The following is an 18,203-nucleotide window of genomic DNA, read 5'->3' as shown; positions in this document are numbered from 1 at the left end:
GTGTTCAGCGCGAACCCTGCGGCACGGGCGTGGCGCCCTGGCTGGCGCCGCGCACCACCACCAGCCAGACGAGCGACACGCCCATCCACGCCGCGCACAACGCGGTCCAGCTCTGCGGCGCGGAGGCGTGTATCAGCCACCATGTCACCGCTGCCCCCATGGCGAGCACCCGCCCCAGCTCCAGCGGAAGGCTCCAGCGCCGTGACTCCAGCATCCCGCTCCACGCGGTGGCCATGGCCCAGAAGAGCAGGCTGAGCACCAGCTTCTGCCAGCCGGACAGCGGCGAGGCGTGGTGGCTCACCAGCAGCATGAAGGGCATCGCCGCCAGCAACTGGAACACGAGGTAGCCCCGGGCGCCGGGTAGCTCGGTGGACTGGAACTTCAGCTCCACGCCGTCCTTTTGCCAGCCCACGGAGGCGCGCGGCGGCAGGTCCGCGGGCCGCCAGCCGGTGGGCATCACCCAGATGCGCAGCCGGTCCCAGTGGCTCTTGGTGGCCACCGCGTCGCTGACCAGCTTCCCCCATGCCTGGAAGTTGATGACGGTGGGGTCCCAGGTGTTGGGCGGGGAGGTGAGGCCGTAGGAGCACGCCTCCTTCTCCTCCTCGAAGGTGCCGAACAGCTTGTCCCAGATGATGAGGAAGCCCGCGTAGTTCTTGTCGATGTAGACGTCATTGCGCGCGTGGTGGACGCGGTGGTGCGACGGCGTGTTGAGCCAGGACTCAATCCACCGGGGCATCTTCGGGATGACGCGCGTGTGGGGGATGAACTGGAGCACCAGGTGGAAGGCCACCATGGCCAGCACGGCCTCGGGCGGGAAGCCCACCAGCACCAGCGGCCAGTAGAAAAGGAACGAGAAGAGGCGCTGCGTCACGCTCGCGCGCAGGGCCACCGCGTAGTTGAGTTCCTCGGTGGAGTGGTGCGGCGAATGGGCGGCCCAGCCGATGTTGGTGCGGTGCCCGAAGCGATGGAACCAGTAGAAGAGGAAGTCCACGCCCAGGAAGAGCGCCACCAGCTCCAGCGGCGAGGACGCACCCAACTGCCAGGGCGCGAACTGCCCCAGTTGGATGAAGAGCGGGAGCACCAGCAGCGCCACCGCCACGTTGACGCACTGGTTGAGCACCGCGGTGCCCATGCTCGCGATGGAGTCCTGGAAGGCGTAGTACCCGTTGCGCCGGATGACGCAGTAAGCGAATTCCCCCAGCGCCAGGACGATGACGAAGGGCGTGGCCACGGCGTAGACGTTGATGCTCATGCCGCCGGTGTATGGCGCCCGGAGGAAGGCCGCCTTAACCTGGGTTAAGCCCAGGTGCCTTCCGCTTGAGATACCCGAAGCTCTTCGAGCACATCACCGCGCTCGCGCCGCTTCCCGCCAGCGAATGGCTGAAGGCGGAAGCGTTGGCGCGGGAGCAGGCGCTGGACAAGCGGGCGCTCTTCCTGCGGCCGGGCGACTCCGCGGACCGCTTCGGGCTGGTGCTCCAGGGCGTCTTCCGCGCGGTGCGCGTCTCCGCTCGGGGCGAGGAGTCCATCAAGGCCTTCCGCGCCGAAGGTGAGTTCATTGGCGCCTACGCGGAGATGTTGCAGGGTCAACCCTCCATGACGGCCATCGAGGCGCTGGAGCCGGGCCGCGTGCTGGCATTCCAGGCGCATGACCTTCAATCGCTGGAGGCCAGCCATCCCTGCTGGGCCCAGCTCGCCCGGCGGGTGGCGGAGCGTCACTACATCCTGAAGGAGCGCCGCGAGCAGGAGTTCCTCGACCTGTCCGCGGAGGAGCGCCTGGAGCGCTTCTGGCAGGAACATCCCCACCTGCACGGGCGTGTCCCTCAGCGGGACGTCGCGGCCTACCTGGGGATCACCGAGGTGGCCTTGAGCCGCATCGTGTCACGCCGCCGCAAGCGGGCGGAGTGAGCGCGGCTGCGCGGTCCATGGTTTCATCGAACACCGACCCGCCATGTCCTCCCTTCCAGCCTCGCAGGACCTTCCGCAGCGGCCATTGACCCGTGACGACGCCCGGACGCTCACGCTGGCGGCGCTGGGGGGCGCGCTGGAGTTCTACGACTTCATCATCTTCGTCTTCTTCACCAAGGTCATCGGCGAGCTCTTCTTCCCGCCCGATACGCCGGAGTGGCTGCGACAGCTGCAGGCCTTCGGACTGTTCGCCGCAGGCTACCTGGCGCGCCCGCTGGGCGGCATCGTCATGGCCCACTTCGGAGACCGGGCGGGCCGCAAGCGCATGTTCACGTTGAGCGTGTTCATGATGTCGGTGCCCACGCTGCTGATTGGCCTGCTACCCACCTATGAGACCGCGGGCTACGCGGCGCCCCTGGCGCTGCTCCTGCTTCGCGCGGTGCAGGGCGCGGCGGTGGGCGGTGAAGTCCCGGGGGCCTGGGTCTTCGTGTCGGAGCACGTGCCCACGCGCAGGGTGGGGCTGGCGTGCGGAACGCTCACCGCGGGCCTCACGTTCGGAATCCTGCTGGGCTCGCTGGTGGCCACGGCGGTGAACTCACTGCTGGGCCCCGAGCAGGTGAACGCCTACGGCTGGCGAGCCCCCTTCCTCATCGGCGGCGTGTTCGGCTTCCTGGCAGTGTTCCTGCGCCGCTGGCTGGCGGAGACGCCCGTCTTCGAGGAGCTGCGGCGGCGCAAGGCGCTGGTGCGGGAGCTGCCGCTCAAAGCCGTGTTGCGAGGCCACGGTGGCACCGTGGTGATGTCCATGCTGCTCACCTGGGTGCTCACCGCCGGCATCGTGGTGGTCATCCTGATGACGCCCACGTTGATGCAGACCCTGCACGCAATCACCGCCACGCAAGCGCTGGTCGCCAGCAGCGTGGCCACGCTGAGCCTCACGTTCGGCTGCGTGGCGTATGGCCTGCTCGCGGACCGCGTGGGCGTGGGGCCGTCGCTGGGGCTGGGCTGTGCGTTGATGCTCTCGGCGACGTATGCGCTGTACCTGGGCGCGTCGTCGCCGGAGGCGCTGGTGCCGCTGTCCGCGCTGGCGGGCTTCTGCGTCGGCGTGGTGGGCGTGGTCCCCACCAGCATCGTGCGCGCCTTCCCCGCGGCGGTGCGCTTCTCGGGGCTCTCCTTCTCGTACAACATGGCCTACGCCATCTTCGGCGGGCTCACCCCGTTGGTCGTCACCTTGATGATGAAGGCGTCGCCCCTGGCGCCCGCGCACTACGTGGCGGCGGTGAGTGTCATGGGCGTGGGGATTGCGCTGCACCTGCTGCGCGCGGGGCGGGGAGCGGCGCTGCACCCCGCCACCGAGCGCTGACTCAGTAGCGTTCGAAGACGAAGGTGAACGTCTCCCGCTCCGTCGGGCCGAAGGTGAGCCGGAGGAAGCGGTCGCCGCCGGGCGCGGTGAACTTCAGCGTGTGGGTGATGGCGGGCAGGCAGACGGGCCGGGCGGGCTCCAGCGCGGTGGCGATAGCGTCCTCGCCTTCCGTCGTGTCGTGCACCGCCACCGGGATGGGGTGGTTGAGGTACAGGATGACGGGCTCGTCCCGGCTCTCTCCCGACACGACTTCCGTGTAGCCCAGGAAGGACGTGCCGCTGGCGGGGAGCGTCAGGCCGTAGAACTCGTGGGAGGTATCCGTCGCGGGGTAGATGGTGGGGGAGGCGCTCGCGGTGACGGGCACCGGGCTCTCCAGCAGTGCGTGGGCGCAGGCGTGTTCGGTGGTGCCGTCGCGCCGGCCGGTGGTGAAGTCCAGCCGCCCATCACCGAGTCCCGCATGCGACGTGTCCACCGCGTGGCCCTCCGCGCCGCGCAGCGCGCCGAGCTCCAGGGTGTACGCCGTCTCCTCCTCCAGCGGCGGCAGGTCGGATTCGGGCCGGGGGATGGCGACCGAGAGCGTCAGGCCATCCTCGGTCCAGGTGCCCGTCAGCGTGCGAGGGGCATTGGCCGGCGTCGTCCGGTCAACGAGCGTGACATCCGCCGCCGTGGTGTCCATGGGCGTGTCGAAGGTGAGCGTGACGAGCTTGCGCACCCCGGTGGTCGTCGCATCCGCCTTGAACAGCTCCACGGGCAGGACGTTCGTCTCTCCCTCCGAGGGCGTGGAGCCGATGACCGTGGGGCCCTGGACCGAACCCGCGTCGGGCTGTGTTCCGGCATCAGGTTCGGTCCCTGCATCCGGACGGGTGCCCGCGTCCGGCGTCGGAGGGACGGGGTCGTCGTTGTCACAGCCGGCCAGAGCCAGCAGGGCGCACGTGGCGAGCAAAGTGGTGGTGGCGACGGTTCGCATCGGAGGGCCTTGGTGAGGTGGGGCGGGGAGAAGGGCCGGAGCGCCCCCCGAGGTGAGCGGGGCGCCCCGGTGGAGGGGCTGCGGTGATGCCCAGGTCACCCCGTGGGTGACGGGCTAGCAGTTGAAGATGGCGGGGTTGGTGTCGTCGCAGTCGAAGCGTTGGGTGACGTAGCCCGCGGGCGCCTCACACGCGAAGCGGTAGAGCGGGCTGTTGGCGCCGTAGCCATCTCCGTCCGCGTCCCGGTAGTAGCGGCCGCGGTTGTCATACAGGTACTCGGGCACCATGCCGACCGAGGTGGTGGGCGCGGTGATGTTCAGCTCGTAGGTGTGGCCGACCGTGAGGTCGAACACCCGTGCGTGGTGCAGCGTGCAGGTGTCCTCGGTGATGCCGTTGGTGCTGACCAGCGCGGTCAGCGTGACGTTGGGCGTGACGCTCTTGTCCACGGCGGTGATGGTGACGTTCTGCGTGGCGTAGAACGCGACGGACTCCACGGTGGAGCCCGCCGAGGCCCTGGCCACGGGGATGTACGTCACCTTGCCCGTGCCGCTGCCGGACAGCGTCACGGTGTAGTGCTTGTGCTGAGTGCTGATGTCGGGCGCCCCCGTGACGCCATTCACGTTCACGTTGTCGCCAGGGTTGGACGCATGGGCGCACGCGTGCGTCGTCATGGCCGTGTTGTCCACGCTGGCGCAGGTGGCCTCCAGGGGCTGCTCCTGCTCCGACGTGAAGTCCTGCCCTGTGTCGTCCATGGGGCCGCAGGCGGCCAGCACCAGGCCGAGGAATGCACTGCAAAGGGGCCGCTGGGTCAGCTTCATGATGAGGCTTCCTTTCGTGAGCCGGGCCCCGCAAGTCGCGGGCACCGGCAGTCTCCATCCATGATGCAAATGCAATTTAATTGCAATAATGCGGGAGGTCGGTTCGTCCCGGATGGGTTACTGCACGTGCTCGATGACCATGTTGAGTTCGGGCAGTGACGTGGGGCCGAGCTGGAGCGTGTACTGGACGCGGTCCGTCAGTTCGTAGCCGACCATGTGCTTCAGACCGTCACAGAAGCCGCCGGTGGCCTGGGCGCCGGCCTGGGGCACGGTGGTGCTGATGGCCGTCTCGGTGAGGGTGACGGGCACGTCCGGGCTGCTCAGGTAGACGACGAAGTTGCCGGTGGCGAAGGCCTTGTAGCTGAACGTCCCCACGTACTGGCTGTTCTCCGGGAGGAGCTTCACCGTGTAGTAGGTGTGGAAGTCGTCCACGCGGGGATGACGGGCGGTGGTGGCGTTGACGGTGACGAAGGGACCGTTCGTCACGTGCCAGCATGCGTGCTCGCCGTCGTCACCGAAGTCGAAGCCGTCGCCAGGGACGTGGTTCGGGTCCGGCACGCAGGCCAGGCCATCATCGGCGGCCACATAACCCTTGTTGCAGTGGCACCAGTCGCCCGAGGGCTCCCGGTGGATGTGGCCGTTGGGCTCGCAGGAGTCGCCGGGCTCGATGGGGGCGGGGTCGTCGTCACCACCACAGGCGACGGCCGCCGCGGCACACGCGGTCAGGAAGAGGACTCGGAGGGTCGGGCGCATGAGGTGCTTCATATGTGTTTCCTGGATTCAAATGCAACTAAGGTGCAATTGTTCCAGAGTGTGCACGGACGAAGGCCCACGGCGGGAGGAGGAAGCTCCCTCCGTGGGCCTTCAAGACGCTCCGCGGGTCAGGTCAGTGGTGGTGACCCGCCTCCTCGACGATGAGGGTGAAGGCGGCGTTGGAGGGGAGGATGGAGCGGAACTCCAGGTGGTACTCGGTGTCGGCCTCGAGGTCCGCGATGTAGGCCGTCTTCAGGCTGGAGCAGACCTCGGTGGGGACGGTGTAGCGGCACTCGCGCGCCACCTCGGTGCCGGTGGCGGCCTCGAAGATGCGCAGGCCACGCTGACGCGACAGGATGAAGGCGAACTCACCCGACTCGTCCGGGAGGAACGAGACGCGGCCGGCGTAGTTGAACGGCGAGCGCTGCGGCAGGGTGACCTGGTAGGCGGTGTGGGCCTGGCTGACATCCACCAGGACGGGCGCGCCCAGGGCGGCGGCGGTGACGGGCTCGAAGGGGCCGTATTCGGCGTGGTAGCACGCGTGCTCCACGACGTGCTCCAGCTCCTCGGGCTCCTCGCAGGCGGGGAGCATGCTGAACAGGGCATCCTCGCTGCTCTCCAGCTCGGCGGCTTCGGGAGCCACGGGGGACTCCTCCTCGACGGCGGTGCCGCAGCCGACGAGCAGGACGGCCACGCTGGTGGCGAGCAGGGACTGCTTGAAGGGGAACTCCAGCTTCATGGTGGTTGCTCCTTGGAGGGGTACTGCGGGGTGACAGGGGTGTGTGTTCAGGGCGTGGCGGGACGCAGGACGAGCCACGCGGCCACGACCTCGCCCGACGCCCGGCGCTCAGGGGGCAGTTGCATGTGCGTGGTGCCCTCGCCGAGCCGCAGGTCTGCGGTGCGGCGGAAGGACTCCTGGAATGAGTCGCTGTCCGGGAAGGTGACGCGCGCGACGCAGCCGGCCGCGAAGCATCGAGGCGGCTCGGCCTGGACGGGCAGCACGTCGGCCTCCACCTGGGCATGCCACTTCGCCAGCGCCGCCCGGGCCTGCGCCGTCCAGGGCTCGTGGCTTTCGCCGGAGGCCGTCAGCTCCGCCAGCACCGCGTCGCGGCGGGCTTCAGGCGAGGGGTGCGTGCCGCGCAGGGCCGTCACCAGCCGCAGGCGCTGGGCAGGGGGCGTGCGCCGGGAGCGTGCGGAGCGCTCTGCTTCGGACGCCGAGGTGGGCCTGGTGATGGGGCGAGCGTCCGGCTGCGCCGGGGCGACAGGCGTGGAAGGCCCGGGCGCGACGGAGCGCGGCCGCGGTGTGGGGGCCTGGGCGAGCGGGGTGGAAGCCTCGGGCTCCGCGGCCTGGTACGGAAGCTCCACCGGCCGGTGAAGCCAGTTCGCGACGGCGCAGGCCAGCGCCAGTCCCGCGAATCCCATGCTCCAGATGAGTCGGCTCACGATGACGCGTCCTCCTTCGCGGCAGGACAGAGCTCTGCCGTCCCAGCCAGGTCCCCATTCCAGGAACGCCCGCGATAATGTGACATCGTGAATCACATGCAATCAAGTTGCATTTGCTGGGCGGAGCGGTGGCGTGTGGACGTGCGCGGAGGGTGAATCGCGCCGTGAGTGGGTCTTGAAAGACCCTGCATTTCTTGTTTTTCAGGAGAGTGGGTTGCCGGTCACGAACCTCATCCACTAGGACCGTTGCACGCGCTCGGTCCGCGCGTGCGGCGGCCCCGCATGGCCGCCCCTCTCACGCCGAGGTCACTCCATGGGATTTCCGTCCTTCTTGTTGCGCGTGGTGGTGCTGGCCGTCCTGGCTGTTCCTACGTGGGCCCAGGCGGGCTCGTATCTGCGCGTCGTCAGCTGGAACCTGCGTCACGAGGGGTGGACCGCGGAGCAGACGTATCGCGAGGACGCGGAGCAGATCTGGCGGCAGTACGGCGCGAACAGTAATTCCAACAACGGCTGTGACCTGGTGTTCCTGCAGGAGGTGATGAATGCCAGCGTGGTTCCGGCCATCGTGGCGGAGCTCAACGCGGTCTCCGGCGTGAAGTGGCGCTATGCGCAGACGCCGCTCATCGGGCGCTCATCGTACAAGGAAATCTACGCGGTGTTGTACCGGGAGGACACGGTGTCACTGCTGTCATCCAGTGTGTACGAGGACACCGGCGACACGTTCGAGCGCGAGCCGCAAATCGTCCGCGTGCGGCACACGCCCACGGGCGCGGACTACACGTTCATCAACTGGCACACCGTCTGGGGCAATCCCTCCGACCGCGACGCCGAGGTGAAACAGATTGGCGCGGTGTTCAAGTCGGTGCAGGACGCCAGCCGCACCGACCAGGACGTCATCCTGGTGGGGGACCACAACATGGCGTGCACGACGGCGTCCTGGGCGAACCTGGTGGCGCTGTCTCCCACGGTGGAATGCAAACTGAACGTGGCCACCACCATCAACCTCAGCGGTGGCTACGTGAATGCCTATGACCACTTCTGGATGCAGCCCGAATACGTGACGGAGTTCTCCTCGGCGGGGCGCGACTACATCGGGAACACGCGGGACTTCGTCACCCGCTTGGCGGACCACGCGCCCATCTACCTGACGCTGTATTCCACCAGCGATACGGATTGAGACCTTGAAACGTCGCGCATGGGGTGTGGGGGGCGCCGCGCTGGTGTTGGCCGCGCTCGCGCTGTGGTGGCTGTGGCCCGTGGACGTCGCCGCGCCGGTGACGCCCGCGCGCGCCCCCGTTGTACGCACGGAAGCCCCAACCCCCGTGAGTCCGCCGCCGCCCGTGGCGCCGGCGCCCTCGCACTCAGAGGGACTGGGTCTGCGCGTGGTGCTGCAAGGGGATGTGCCCTTCCAGGGAGAGGCCCGCGTGGGCGTGGACTCCATCTCCGACGCGGACCGGCACGTGTGGGAAGTGTCGAAGCGCGAGGGGCGCGAGGGCGCCGGGCCTGAGCGGCTGGAGGGCCTGGCCAACGTGTCAGAGTGGCGGCCCGTGGAGGTGACGCCGTCCGCGACGGGGGGGACGTTGGGACCGATGCTCGTGCCAGTGGCACCGCTCTACCGGGTGGTGGCCTGGGCAGCGGATGGAACGTTCTGGCTGGGCGACGTGGTGCCCGAGGAGGGGGCCACCACGGGCATCGTGGAGGCCGTGCTGTCTGCCCGGGCGCCTACCGGTGTGCGGGTGCGGCTCGCGGGAGCGCGACCCGAGCATGGCCCGTTCTCACTTCGTGTGGTGCGTGGTGTATCCCGGGACGCTCGCGACGCGGAGCGCGCGAGCGAACTGTTGCCCGTGATTCGGCATGCCGCGCCGGACATCGCCTCCGCGCTCGCGGACGGTACGGCGCTTCCACTTCCCGTGGGGAAGTCGCTGGAGTTGCTGCCCTTGCCCACGGACCCCGCGGTGGGGCTGGTACTCCGGAGCGCGGCGGGAAGGGAAAGCGCGTGGGTGGAGGTGCCTCTGCGCGAGGGGCGTGTGGAGCCGGCGGTGCTGGACGTGGGTTCGCTCTTTCCCGATGGCGTGGGTGAGGCGGTGACGCTGCGGGGGAAGCTGGAGCTGGAAGGAACGTTCCGTCCACCGGAGGGCGCGAGGCTCCTGGGGCCGGGGGACGTGGAAATCCCGCTCGCGCAGGATGGGCGCTTTGTCGTGTCGGGGTTGCCGTCCTGGGAGCCGTCCCGCTTCCGCGTCGAGGTGGCATCGCCAGTTTCCAGACGTCCGGTGGCCGCGACGGAACAGGCTTTCGATTTCAGGCCCGAGCCGGGTGTGCGGGACGCAGAGGTGACGTGGCGCGTGAAGGCCTACCGGTGGCTCGTGCTGCGCATGGATGGCGCCATGCGGGCACAGATAGAGGCACGGACCCAGAAGCCCTATCCCGTGTTCGTTCTCCAGCGGTGGCACCACGAGAAGCAGTGGGAGTTGGCCTCCTCCGGCGCATACATCCAGGAGGAGGATGGGATGGCCGTGTCCATTCTGGAGCCGGGGCGCTATCGATTGCTGGTGTCCTTCTCTGTTCATGAGGTCTACGCCAGCACCGCCGCGGACATGGGTGAGGACAGGGTGGACGGCACCGTCACCTTCCAGGTGGACATGGAGGGGAACGATTGCGAGGTGCTCGTCACGGATGGGCGCAAGCCGGTGTTCGGCGCGCGAGTCACCGCATCAAGTGACGTGAGCTCACTGCCTCCCGCGTGGGGACTCACGGATGCGCAGGGACGTTGGCGGTTGGGGCGCGTGAGGCCGTTCGGCCTTCACCTGGAGGTGGAGGCGGAGGGATACGCGCCCTGGACAGGGGAAGTCGCCGAGGCCTGCCGGCGAGGGGGCGAGGTTCGCGTCCAGCTTTAGGAGAGACCCCGCTCGCGGCGATGGCCACGAGCAGGGCCTGGGCCGCACACGTCAGGCCGCGTTGGCGGTGATGGCCATCAGCTCCGTGTGAGTACGCCTGGGCGCCGCGGCGGGCTCCAGCTCATCGGCCACCGGGGCGTCCGTCTCGCCCCCTTCGGTGGTCAGCTCCGGCGCGCGGTTCTTTCCGCCCAGGGCCTCCACCCACCCCTCCAGCAGATCCATCAGCGCGCTGCGCTGCTCGCCTTCCAAGGGCAACAGCAGCCGGGCCATGCGCTCCTGGACCACTGCGTCCGCCTGCTCCGCGAGGGCGCGGCCCTGCTCCGTGAGCCTCACCCGAACGCGCCGCCGGTCATGCCGCACGGAGCGCTCGCGCTGGACGAGCTGCGCGGCCTCCAGCCGGTCCAGCAGCCGGCTCAGCCGGGGCGGGGCGATGCCGCCCAGCCGCTCCGCGAGGACGTTGACGGGAAGGAGGCTCTCCGCCTTCAGCCACCAGACGGCCTGGACCTCCATCGGGTCCAGCTCGGTATGGGGTAGGGCACCCAGGGGACTGCCCAACGCACCGCAGCGCGCTACGTCGATGAGCAGATTCCTCAACCGCGCCACCTGCACCCGCACTTCCGCCGAGAGCTCGGACATCCTGGTCGCCTCCGTCTCTCGGGCGTCGTCGTCCCTCCGACCGAGGAGTCCCGATGACCGCCCGTCTTCCAAGGGGGCAAAGGCCCCGCCTGGGCGATCAACGGTCCGGCGCGGAAGGCATATCGGACCCACCGAAAGAAATGTGCGGGGCGCCGTCCGTCAGGCGCCGCTGGCCTTCTTGCGCTGGGCCTTCGCCTTGGCGTGGGCCTTGTCGAAGCCCTCGTAGAAGCGCACGGCCTGCTCGCCCACCATCTGGATGTGCTGGTTGTTGAAGTAGGCGGTGACGGGCGCGGCCACCAGCGGCATGGCGCGCCCCAGCGTCTGCATGCCGCCCTTCTCCAACAGCATGGCGGCCAGCTTTCCCAACACCTTGGGACCCGCGCGAGGCAGCGGGCCCAGGCCGTTGGCGTAGCCGAACAAGTCCAGCATCTCCCCGCGCGCCCGCTCCGTCTTGAGGTTCACCTTGTAGAGGGTGGCCACGTCCGTGAGCAGGATGATTTGCAGGTACGCCATGAAGAGCAGGTCCGCCGGCAACGCCACCAGCCCGAACACCCCGCTCACTCCGCCCACCATGCTGGCGAGGTTCTTCTTTTCGTCCACGATGCGCTGGGCCAGCTCCCGCGGCGCCGCCTGCGGGTAGCGCTTCTCCAGGGTCGTGATGCGCACACGCGAGCGCGCCACCTCCTGGAGGACGATGTCCGACAGCCGCGCCGAGCCGAGCTTCTTCAGCTCCGCCGGAGTCATCTTCTTCATGAAGGCCAGCCGCTCGGCCACGCTGTCGTAGAGACCCATCCCTCAATAACCCCGCTCGGACAGGTAGAGGTCCACCAGCGCGCCTTCTTCGTACCAGGCGTGCCGCATCTCCACGTTGAACCAGCGCGAGTCCGGCTTCGGACCGCGCACCTCCAGCTTCACCTGATTGGGAGAGGTGTCGATGATGGCCGCACGCGCCTTGCACGCCGAGCCCGGGTCTTCGCCGTAGCCACCCTCGAGGCAGATCTCATCACCCACCGAAAGCCGGCGGGTGTACTCGGTGGCCAGATAGAGGGCGTCGTCACACGAGCCCCGCGCGGAGGACGTGCCGAGCGCAGCGCACCGGTTCTGCGGTGGCGCTTTCACGACAGGGATGACCCCGTAGAGCGGGTCGTCGTTGTTCGGATCCGGACGGAAGGCCCCCGTGCCCGTACAACCTGTCAGCACCAGCGAGAGCGCGCCAGCGCTCACCCACGACCGCCTCATCGTATCGACTCCTCCGGGGCCCACGACCCCACCCTTTAAGGAAGGGGGGAGCATGGCAAAAGGCGTTCGATGGGGCAAAGCAGCCAGCGGACCGCCGCGGCGCGGGACGTCAGGCCGAGCGGCGCTGCGGGCCCGGAATCTCCTTCGTCTGCCCGGGCACCACGCGGTTGTCCTTGTCCACGAACACCACGGTGGGCTTCCAGTTCGCCACCTCGGCTTCCTCCACTTCCGCGAAGGTGGCCAGGATGACCAGGTCGCCCGGCTTGTTCAGGTGCGCCGCCGCGCCGTTGATGCAGATGACGCCGCTGCCGGCCTCACCTTCCAGCGCGTAGGTCTCCAGGCGCGTGCCCTGGGTGATGTTCCAGACCGCGACCTTTTCGTTCTCCACGATGTCGGCGGCGCGAAGCAGGTCGCGGTCGATGGTGACGGACCCTTCGTAATCCAGGTCAGCCTGGGTCACGGTCGCGCGGTGGATTTTCGACTTGAAGAGGATGCGGCGCATGTGTGTCTCGACCTTGGAAAAGCGGCAAGGACGCCCCCACCGTAACGTCTGAGGCGCCCTGGGACAACCCTGTGTTCAGTTCCCCTGCCCGTAGTGCAGGCAGGCGTCACTTAACGAAATTGACGAGCTGATTGAGACTCAGGGGAACGCTCTGGGATTCCGAGGTGAGCTTGCCGTCCAGGCGGACCTGCGCATTTCCGCCCGAGCGCAGGGCCAGGGCCGCGTTCGCCGCGCGAGCGAAGCTGATGGTGAGGGGCAGGGTGACCTGCTTCGTCCCGCTGCCGTCCAGCTTGCCCAGGTTGCCGGTGGACAGCGTGCCCACATCCGCGCCCGCCACCTTCAGCGCGCCAGTGATGCCGGCCACCGGCAACGGGAAGCTGTTGCGGTTGGTAATCGACAACGGGAATTCCACGGTGGCGCCGGTCAGGGTGATGTCCTTGATGCGCGGCGCCTGGAAGGACACCTGCGGAACCTTGGGGACCTCGAAGGTGCCCTCCTTCGCCAGCGGGAAGCTCAGCACGCCCAGGGGCGTCTTCACGCCTAGCGTGCCCTGTGCCTTGAAGGCGGCCTTGTCCTGCTTGAGGAAGGTCTCCAGCACGGGGACGATGTCCGCGAACTTCACGTTGGCCGGGAAGACGAGTTCGCTCTTGCCGTTGGCCTTGAGCGCCAGCCCCGAGCGTGGCTTGCCGGCCACCACCTGCTTGCCCTCCACGAAGAAGGCGTAGTCCACCTCGGCCAGGTTCAACCCGAAGCCGTTGGGGTTGTTCAGCTCGTAGACGAGGTTGATGGTGGCGTCGGACAAGGACGCATCCGCGAGCCGGGCCGTCTTGAAGGAGAGGGTGGGCTTCTTGAAAGCCCCCTTCAGCATCTTCTGCAAGGCGGCGCAGCCGCTGAGCGTGGTGAGTCCAAGGACGGCCAGGACGAGAAGGGCACGTTTCATGGTGGGCATGGGCGTATCACCGGACGCCCCTTCTCCGCGCGGGATTCAATGCAATGCCGTGGGAGGTGCTATGTGGGGAGCCTCCCGTACCCAGATGGAGGTACCCTTGTCCGGGGTCCGTGCACACATCTCCTCCCATCTTCCGTCCTGGCGCGCCTTGCTGGCCCTGGGGCTCCTGGCTGCGGCATCGGTGTCCTGTTCCAAGAGCAGCCAGGACCCCGCGGAGCGGCGAAGGCTGTCGTTGAAGCCCTGCCGCCTGGAGGGGCTGGCCACGCAGGCCCAGTGTGGGACCTACGAGGTCTTCGAGGACCGGGCGGCTCGCACGGGCCGCAAGATTCCCCTGCGCGTGGTGGTGGTGCCGGCGCTGGCCGCGCAGCCGCAGCCGGATCCATTGGTGCTGCTGGCGGGAGGCCCGGGCCAGGCGGCGTCGCGCTCGACGCAGGTGCTGATGGCGGTGGAGCGCATCCGCCGCAAGCGCGACATCGTGCTGGTGGACCAGCGAGGTACGGGGGACTCGAATCCGCTGAACTGCAAGACGGACTCGCCGGAAGAGGGGCTGTCCGCGCGGCTCGAGGAAGGCAAGGCGGCGGAGGAGGTGCGCAAGTGCCGCGAGGGCTGGGACGCCGATGTGCGGCACTACACCACGCCCGTCGCCATGGATGACCTGGACGAGGTCCGCGAGGCGCTGGGCTACGAGAAGCTCAACCTCTGGGGCGTGTCCTACGGCACGCGCGCGGCGCTCGTGTACATGCGGCAGCACCCGGAGCGCGTGCGGACCGCCATCCTGGACGGCGTGGCGCCCATGGGGTTGTACCTGCCGCTGTTCGCGCCCCGCGACGCGCAGCAGGCGCTGGACCGGCTGCTGGCGAACTGCGAGGCGGACGCGGCGTGTACCCAGGCGTATCCGAACCTGCGGCCCAGGACGGAGGCGTTGCTGACGACGCTGGAGACCACGCCCGCGCGCACTCAGGTGGCGCACCCGCGCACCGGTGTGTTGGAGGAGGTCGTCCTGTCGCGCCGCGCCTTCCTGGCGCAGCTCTTCGCGCAGCTCTACAGCCCGGAGATGTCCTCCCTGGTGCCGTTGATGCTGGACCGGGCCACGCAGGGAGACTGGTCTCCCTTCGTCGCGCTCAGCGTGGGCCTGTCGGAGAACCTGGGACGCACGGTGAGCCATGGCCTCTACTTCGCCGTCGTGTGCGCGGAGGACGCGCCCTTCTACGACGAGGCGGCGCTGGTGCGCGAGTCGCAGGGCACCTGGTTCGGTCCGACGATGGGCCGCGAAGTCCTCTCCGTCTGCGCGGACTGGCCGCGTGGGAGCCTTCCCCAGGGCTACCGCGAGCCGGTGGTGTCGTCGGTGCCCACGCTGCTCTTGTCGGGCGAGCTGGACCCGGTGACGCCGCCCGCGTGGGCCGAGGAAGCGAAGCGCACGCTCTCCAACAGCCTGCACGTGGTGGTGCCTGGCGTGGGCCACAACACGATTGGCGCGGACTGCGCGCGCACGCTGATGCTGGACCTGCTGACCCAAGGGAGCGTGGAGGGGCTGTCGTCCGCGTGCGGCACCAACCTCACCCGTCCTCCCTTCTTCACCTCCTTCGCCGGCCCGGTGCCTTGAGGACGCGCGCGCCATGATTGAAGCCAGGAACCTGCACAAGCGCTTTGGCAAGAAGGTGACGGCGGTGGAGGACGTATCCTTCACGGCGGAGGACGGCGTCATCACCGGCCTGCTGGGCCCCAACGGCGCTGGCAAGACGACGACGATGCGCATGCTCTACACGCTGGTGCGGCCGGACCGCGGCACCGCGCTGGTGGACGGCGTGGACGTGGTGCAGCGGCCGCAGGAGGCCCGGCGGGCGCTGGGCGTGCTGCCGGACGCGCGTGGCCTCTATCCGCGCCTCACCGCCCGCGAGCACGCGCGCTACTACGGCGAGCTGCACGGCCTGTCCGGCGCCGCGCTGGACAAGCGCGTGGATGAACTGCTGGACCTGTTGGACATGCGGGACATCGCGGACCGCCGCACGGAAGGCTTCAGCCAGGGCCAGCGCGTGAAGGTGGCCCTGGCGCGGGCGCTTGTGCACGGGCCTCGCAACGTGCTCTTGGACGAGCCCACCAACGGGCTGGACGTCATGAGCACGCGCTCGGTGCGCACGCTGCTGCGGCGGCTGAAGGACGAAGGCCGGTGCGTGGTGTTCTCCAGCCACGTGATGCAGGAAGTGGCCGCGTTGTGTGACCGCATCGTGGTGGTGGCGCACGGGCGGGTGGTGGCGGACGGGACACCGGATGCGCTGCGCGCGAGCACCGGCAAGGACAGCCTGGAGGAGGCCTTCGTGGCCACCATCGGCACGGACCAGGGGTTGATGCAATGAGCGGGCTGTCCTTCTCCGTCTTCCGCAAGGAGCTGAAGGACCACCTGCGCGACCGGCGCTCGGTGCTCACCTCGTTGATGTGGCCGCTGATTGGCCCCGTCGTGTTCATGGTGATGTTCAACCTGCTGGCCTCCTGGTACCGGCAGGACCGGCCGCTGGCGTTGCCGGTGGTGGGGCGGGAGCATGCCCCCAGCCTGATGGCCTTCCTGGAGCGCTACGGAGCGCAGTTGGAAGCGGCGCCGGAGGACTACGAGTCGCGCATCCGGGCGGGCTCGCTGGACGCGGTGCTGGTGGTGCCGGACGACTACGCCGAATCGTACTCCGCCGGGCGCACCGCCGAGGTGCAGCTCGTGGTGGACAGCTCGCGCCAGTCCGCGCGCCAGTCGGTGCTGCGCGCGCGGCGGCTGTTGGAAGCGTACGCCCACATGTTGGGCAACCAGCGCCTCTACGCGCGCGGCGTCTCGCCGGACCTGGCCATTCCCGTGCGGGTGCAGGAGGCGGACCTGTCCACGCCGGAGCGCACCGCGGCGGGGCTGCTCAACATGGTGCCGCTCTTCCTGGTCATCGCCGCCTTCGCGGGCGGCATGCAGGTGGCCAGCGACGCCATGGCGGGTGAGCGCGAGCGCGGCTCGCTGGAGCCCCTGCTGCTCAACCCGGCGCCGCGGAGAGCGGTGGTGACGGGCAAGTGGCTGGCCACCGTGGTCATGGCCGTCGCGGCGGTGCTCATTACGTTGGTGGGCTACATGCTGGTGGTGCGGCGCGTGCCCTTGGAGGACCTGGGGGTGAAGGCCCGTTTCGACGCGCCCGCCGCCCTGGGCATGGCCGCCGCCGTGCTGCCGCTGGCTCTGGCCGCCTCCGCCGTGCAGGTGTGGGTGTCCACCTATGCACGCTCCTTCAAGGAAGCGCAGACGTACCTGTCCCTCCTGATGGTGGTGCCCATGCTGCCGGGCATGGTGCTGGCCCTGTCGCCGCTCCAGCCGAAGATGTGGATGTTCGCGGTGCCGGTGCTGGGCCAGGAGGTGCTCGCGGGCGAGGTCATGCGTGGTGAGCCGCTGGGCGCGCTGCCGTTCCTCATCGCGGGCGCGTCCAGCATCCTGCTCACGGTGTTGTCGCTGGCGGTCACCGCGCGTTTGTTGTCCCAGGAGCGCATCGTCTTCGGCCGGGGCTGACGAGGGTCCCCATCGCGCCGCTGTTGCGTTACGCTCCGCACAACCTCTCAGGTGCCACTGTCGGCGGGTGGCGCTTGGGCGGCGGCCTGACATGACAGCCACGCGCCTTTGCCTTCCAATGGGGCCAGATGAAGCCAGAGCAAGACGCCTTGTTCCCTCCCGCGCCAGTCTCCGTGGCCACCTCCGGGGGGGAGCCCCGATTCGGTACCTACCAGGGTGAGTTGCCCGAAGTGGACCTGCCGCGCCTGCAAGGGCAGTGGGCCCCGGGCCGCACCACGCGTCTGCTGAAGCGCAAGCGTTGGCACTACACCTTCGCGGCCACGCCCGAGGTCGCCGCGCTCTTCGCGGTGGTGGACCTGGGCTACACGTCGAGCGCCTTCGCGGTGGCCCTGGACTTGCGCGAGCGCAAGCCGCTGTGTGACGTGAGCTTCCTGGGCACGCCCGGCCCCATGGTGGTGCTGGGCGACAAGCCCGGTCAGGGCCTCAAGGCCTCCTTCCGCACGCTGGGCGGACGGCTGTCGGTGCAGCGCGGCGAGGACGACGAGCGCTACCGGGTGGTGGTGGACGTCAGCCGGCTGCGCACCGGAAGCCTTCAGTCCTTCCAGTGGGAGGGCGACATGATGGTGGCCGGCGGCCCGCCCGCGCTCACCGTGGTGGCGCCGGTGGAGGGTGACGGGCTGGTCAACGTCACCATGAAGAGCAATGGCCTGCTCACCTTCGGCAGCCTGGAGGCGGGCGGGAAGCGCTTCCGGTTGGACGGAGGCGTGGGCGGCATGGACTACACGCAGGGCTACCTGGCGCGGCACACCGCGTGGCGCTGGGCCTTCGCGTCGGGGCGGCTGGCGGACGGCACGCCGGTGGGCATCAACCTCGTGGAGGGCTTCAACGAGGGCAACGCGGACGCCAACGAGAACGCGCTGTGGCTGGGGGACAAGCTGTACCCGCTGGCGCGCGCCCGCTTCGAATACGACGCGAAGGACCTGATGGCGCCGTGGCGGCTGGCGACGGTGGATGGCGCGGTGGACCTGCGCTTCCAGCCCCTTCATGTGCACCGCGAGGACCGGAACCTGCGCCTCGTCGTGAGCCACTTCGCGCAGCCGGTGGGCTTCTTCAACGGCACGGTGCGCGTGGGAAGCCGCACGCTGGAGTTGTCCAACGTCCCCGGCGTCACCGAGGACCAGGACATGCTCTGGTGAGGTGAGCGACCGCACTGGCG

At 69.0% G+C, this 18,203-nt stretch carries 19 protein-coding genes; 8 read left to right on the top strand and 11 right to left on the bottom strand.

What is annotated here, in order from left to right; translation table 11 throughout:
* Positions 1-4: 4 nt before the first annotated feature.
* Positions 5-1,252, bottom strand: a complete 1,248-nt coding sequence (locus FMQ63_RS01640) for a sterol desaturase family protein (RefSeq protein WP_011556768.1) — start codon at positions 1,250-1,252, stop codon at positions 5-7.
* A gap of 65 nt (positions 1,253-1,317) precedes the next feature.
* On the opposite strand from FMQ63_RS01640, the gene FMQ63_RS01635 reads away from it, so the two are divergent.
* Together FMQ63_RS01635 and FMQ63_RS01630 are read left to right on the top strand one after the other, a co-directional pair.
* A complete protein-coding gene (locus FMQ63_RS01635; protein WP_011556767.1) occupies positions 1,318-1,905 on the top strand; it encodes a Crp/Fnr family transcriptional regulator in 588 nt (195 codons plus the stop codon).
* Positions 1,906-1,948: 43 nt separating this feature from the next.
* A complete protein-coding gene (locus FMQ63_RS01630) occupies positions 1,949-3,265 on the top strand; it encodes an MFS transporter (RefSeq protein ID WP_011556766.1) in 1,317 nt (438 codons plus the stop codon).
* Position 3,266: 1 nt separating this feature from the next.
* Here the strand turns inward: FMQ63_RS01630 and FMQ63_RS01625 are convergent, their stop codons facing one another.
* The 5 genes from FMQ63_RS01625 to FMQ63_RS01605 form a co-directional block, all read right to left on the bottom strand.
* Entirely contained in the window at positions 3,267-4,232 is a 966-nt protein-coding gene (locus tag FMQ63_RS01625) for an Ig-like domain-containing protein (RefSeq protein ID WP_216608385.1), read from the bottom strand.
* 114 nt (positions 4,233-4,346) lie between these two features.
* Complete coding sequence (locus tag FMQ63_RS01620) at positions 4,347-5,048, bottom strand: hypothetical protein (protein WP_225909597.1); 702 nt, start codon at positions 5,046-5,048, stop codon at positions 4,347-4,349.
* A gap of 117 nt (positions 5,049-5,165) precedes the next feature.
* Positions 5,166-5,801 carry a hypothetical protein gene (locus FMQ63_RS01615; protein WP_044277789.1) on the bottom strand — a complete coding sequence of 212 codons (636 nt, stop codon included), beginning with the start codon at positions 5,799-5,801 and terminating at the stop codon, positions 5,166-5,168.
* 133 nt (positions 5,802-5,934) lie between these two features.
* Positions 5,935-6,540, bottom strand: coding sequence for a hypothetical protein (locus FMQ63_RS01610; protein ID WP_026114048.1), 606 nt, complete (start codon positions 6,538-6,540; stop codon positions 5,935-5,937).
* A 47-nt stretch (positions 6,541-6,587) separates the two neighbouring features.
* Positions 6,588-7,244 (bottom strand): hypothetical protein, encoded by a 657-nt coding sequence (locus FMQ63_RS01605; protein ID WP_225909596.1) that lies wholly within the window; start codon positions 7,242-7,244, stop codon positions 6,588-6,590.
* Between the two features lie 313 nt (positions 7,245-7,557).
* Between FMQ63_RS01605 and FMQ63_RS01600 the strand changes: the two genes are divergently transcribed.
* Positions 7,558-8,421 (top strand): deoxyribonuclease I, encoded by an 864-nt coding sequence (locus FMQ63_RS01600; protein ID WP_011556760.1) that lies wholly within the window; start codon positions 7,558-7,560, stop codon positions 8,419-8,421.
* Positions 8,422-8,425: 4 nt separating this feature from the next.
* The gene (locus tag FMQ63_RS01595) at positions 8,426-10,138 is read left to right on the top strand and encodes a carboxypeptidase-like regulatory domain-containing protein (RefSeq protein WP_011556759.1); all 1,713 of its coding nucleotides are present in this window, start codon (positions 8,426-8,428) and stop codon (positions 10,136-10,138) included.
* A gap of 51 nt (positions 10,139-10,189) precedes the next feature.
* Here FMQ63_RS01595 and FMQ63_RS01590 read toward each other — a convergent pair whose 3' ends face one another.
* The 5 genes from FMQ63_RS01590 to FMQ63_RS01570 form a co-directional block, all read right to left on the bottom strand.
* Entirely contained in the window at positions 10,190-10,774 is a 585-nt protein-coding gene (locus tag FMQ63_RS01590) for a MarR family winged helix-turn-helix transcriptional regulator (RefSeq protein ID WP_171452188.1), read from the bottom strand.
* 159 nt (positions 10,775-10,933) lie between these two features.
* Complete coding sequence (locus FMQ63_RS01585; protein ID WP_011556757.1) at positions 10,934-11,566, bottom strand: EcsC family protein; 633 nt, start codon at positions 11,564-11,566, stop codon at positions 10,934-10,936.
* Between the two features lie 3 nt (positions 11,567-11,569).
* The gene (locus FMQ63_RS01580; protein ID WP_011556756.1) at positions 11,570-12,013 is read right to left on the bottom strand and encodes a hypothetical protein; all 444 of its coding nucleotides are present in this window, start codon (positions 12,011-12,013) and stop codon (positions 11,570-11,572) included.
* Positions 12,014-12,122: 109 nt separating this feature from the next.
* Positions 12,123-12,515, bottom strand: a complete 393-nt coding sequence (gene panD, locus FMQ63_RS01575; protein WP_011556755.1) for an aspartate 1-decarboxylase — start codon at positions 12,513-12,515, stop codon at positions 12,123-12,125.
* Positions 12,516-12,621: 106 nt separating this feature from the next.
* Positions 12,622-13,464 (bottom strand): LEA type 2 family protein, encoded by an 843-nt coding sequence (locus FMQ63_RS01570; RefSeq protein WP_020477969.1) that lies wholly within the window; start codon positions 13,462-13,464, stop codon positions 12,622-12,624.
* A gap of 85 nt (positions 13,465-13,549) precedes the next feature.
* On the opposite strand from FMQ63_RS01570, the gene FMQ63_RS01565 reads away from it, so the two are divergent.
* The 4 genes from FMQ63_RS01565 to FMQ63_RS01550 all read left to right on the top strand — a co-directional run bounded on the left by FMQ63_RS01565 (position 13,550) and on the right by FMQ63_RS01550 (position 18,183).
* Positions 13,550-15,067, top strand: a complete 1,518-nt coding sequence (locus FMQ63_RS01565) for an alpha/beta hydrolase (protein WP_011556753.1) — start codon at positions 13,550-13,552, stop codon at positions 15,065-15,067.
* 13 nt (positions 15,068-15,080) lie between these two features.
* A complete protein-coding gene (locus tag FMQ63_RS01560) occupies positions 15,081-15,818 on the top strand; it encodes an ATP-binding cassette domain-containing protein (RefSeq protein ID WP_011556752.1) in 738 nt (245 codons plus the stop codon).
* A complete protein-coding gene (locus FMQ63_RS01555) occupies positions 15,815-16,987 on the top strand; it encodes an ABC transporter permease (protein WP_011556751.1) in 1,173 nt (390 codons plus the stop codon). The genes FMQ63_RS01560 and FMQ63_RS01555 overlap by 4 nt, the downstream gene beginning before the upstream one ends.
* A gap of 128 nt (positions 16,988-17,115) precedes the next feature.
* A complete protein-coding gene (locus FMQ63_RS01550) occupies positions 17,116-18,183 on the top strand; it encodes a DUF2804 domain-containing protein (protein ID WP_011556750.1) in 1,068 nt (355 codons plus the stop codon).
* Positions 18,184-18,203: the final 20 nt, after the last annotated feature.

Origin of the sequence: Myxococcus sp. CA005 (assembly GCF_006518205.1) — a bacterium.
In the GTDB taxonomy this organism is placed as follows: Bacteria; Myxococcota; Myxococcia; order Myxococcales; family Myxococcaceae; genus Myxococcus; species Myxococcus xanthus.
This window is presented reverse-complemented; position numbering and strand designations above follow the sequence as displayed.

Coding starts and splice junctions, on each gene's coding strand:
- FMQ63_RS01640 (WP_011556768.1), bottom strand. CDS start 1,252: ATGAGCATCAACGTCTACGCCGTGGCCACGCCCTTCGTCATCGTCCTG.
- FMQ63_RS01630 (WP_011556766.1), top strand. CDS start 1,949: ATGTCCTCCCTTCCAGCCTCGCAGGACCTTCCGCAGCGGCCATTGACC.
- FMQ63_RS01625 (WP_216608385.1), bottom strand. CDS start 4,232: ATGCGAACCGTCGCCACCACCACTTTGCTCGCCACGTGCGCCCTGCTG.
- FMQ63_RS01620 (WP_225909597.1), bottom strand. CDS start 5,048: ATGAAGCTGACCCAGCGGCCCCTTTGCAGTGCATTCCTCGGCCTGGTG.
- FMQ63_RS01615 (WP_044277789.1), bottom strand. CDS start 5,801: ATGCGCCCGACCCTCCGAGTCCTCTTCCTGACCGCGTGTGCCGCGGCG.
- FMQ63_RS01610 (WP_026114048.1), bottom strand. CDS start 6,540: ATGAAGCTGGAGTTCCCCTTCAAGCAGTCCCTGCTCGCCACCAGCGTG.
- FMQ63_RS01600 (WP_011556760.1), top strand. CDS start 7,558: ATGGGATTTCCGTCCTTCTTGTTGCGCGTGGTGGTGCTGGCCGTCCTG.
- FMQ63_RS01590 (WP_171452188.1), bottom strand. CDS start 10,774: ATGTCCGAGCTCTCGGCGGAAGTGCGGGTGCAGGTGGCGCGGTTGAGG.
- FMQ63_RS01585 (WP_011556757.1), bottom strand. CDS start 11,566: ATGGGTCTCTACGACAGCGTGGCCGAGCGGCTGGCCTTCATGAAGAAG.
- FMQ63_RS01580 (WP_011556756.1), bottom strand. CDS start 12,013: ATGAGGCGGTCGTGGGTGAGCGCTGGCGCGCTCTCGCTGGTGCTGACA.
- panD (WP_011556755.1), bottom strand. CDS start 12,515: ATGCGCCGCATCCTCTTCAAGTCGAAAATCCACCGCGCGACCGTGACC.
- FMQ63_RS01570 (WP_020477969.1), bottom strand. CDS start 13,464: ATGCCCACCATGAAACGTGCCCTTCTCGTCCTGGCCGTCCTTGGACTC.
- FMQ63_RS01565 (WP_011556753.1), top strand. CDS start 13,550: ATGGAGGTACCCTTGTCCGGGGTCCGTGCACACATCTCCTCCCATCTT.
- FMQ63_RS01560 (WP_011556752.1), top strand. CDS start 15,081: ATGATTGAAGCCAGGAACCTGCACAAGCGCTTTGGCAAGAAGGTGACG.
- FMQ63_RS01555 (WP_011556751.1), top strand. CDS start 15,815: ATGAGCGGGCTGTCCTTCTCCGTCTTCCGCAAGGAGCTGAAGGACCAC.
- FMQ63_RS01550 (WP_011556750.1), top strand. CDS start 17,116: ATGAAGCCAGAGCAAGACGCCTTGTTCCCTCCCGCGCCAGTCTCCGTG.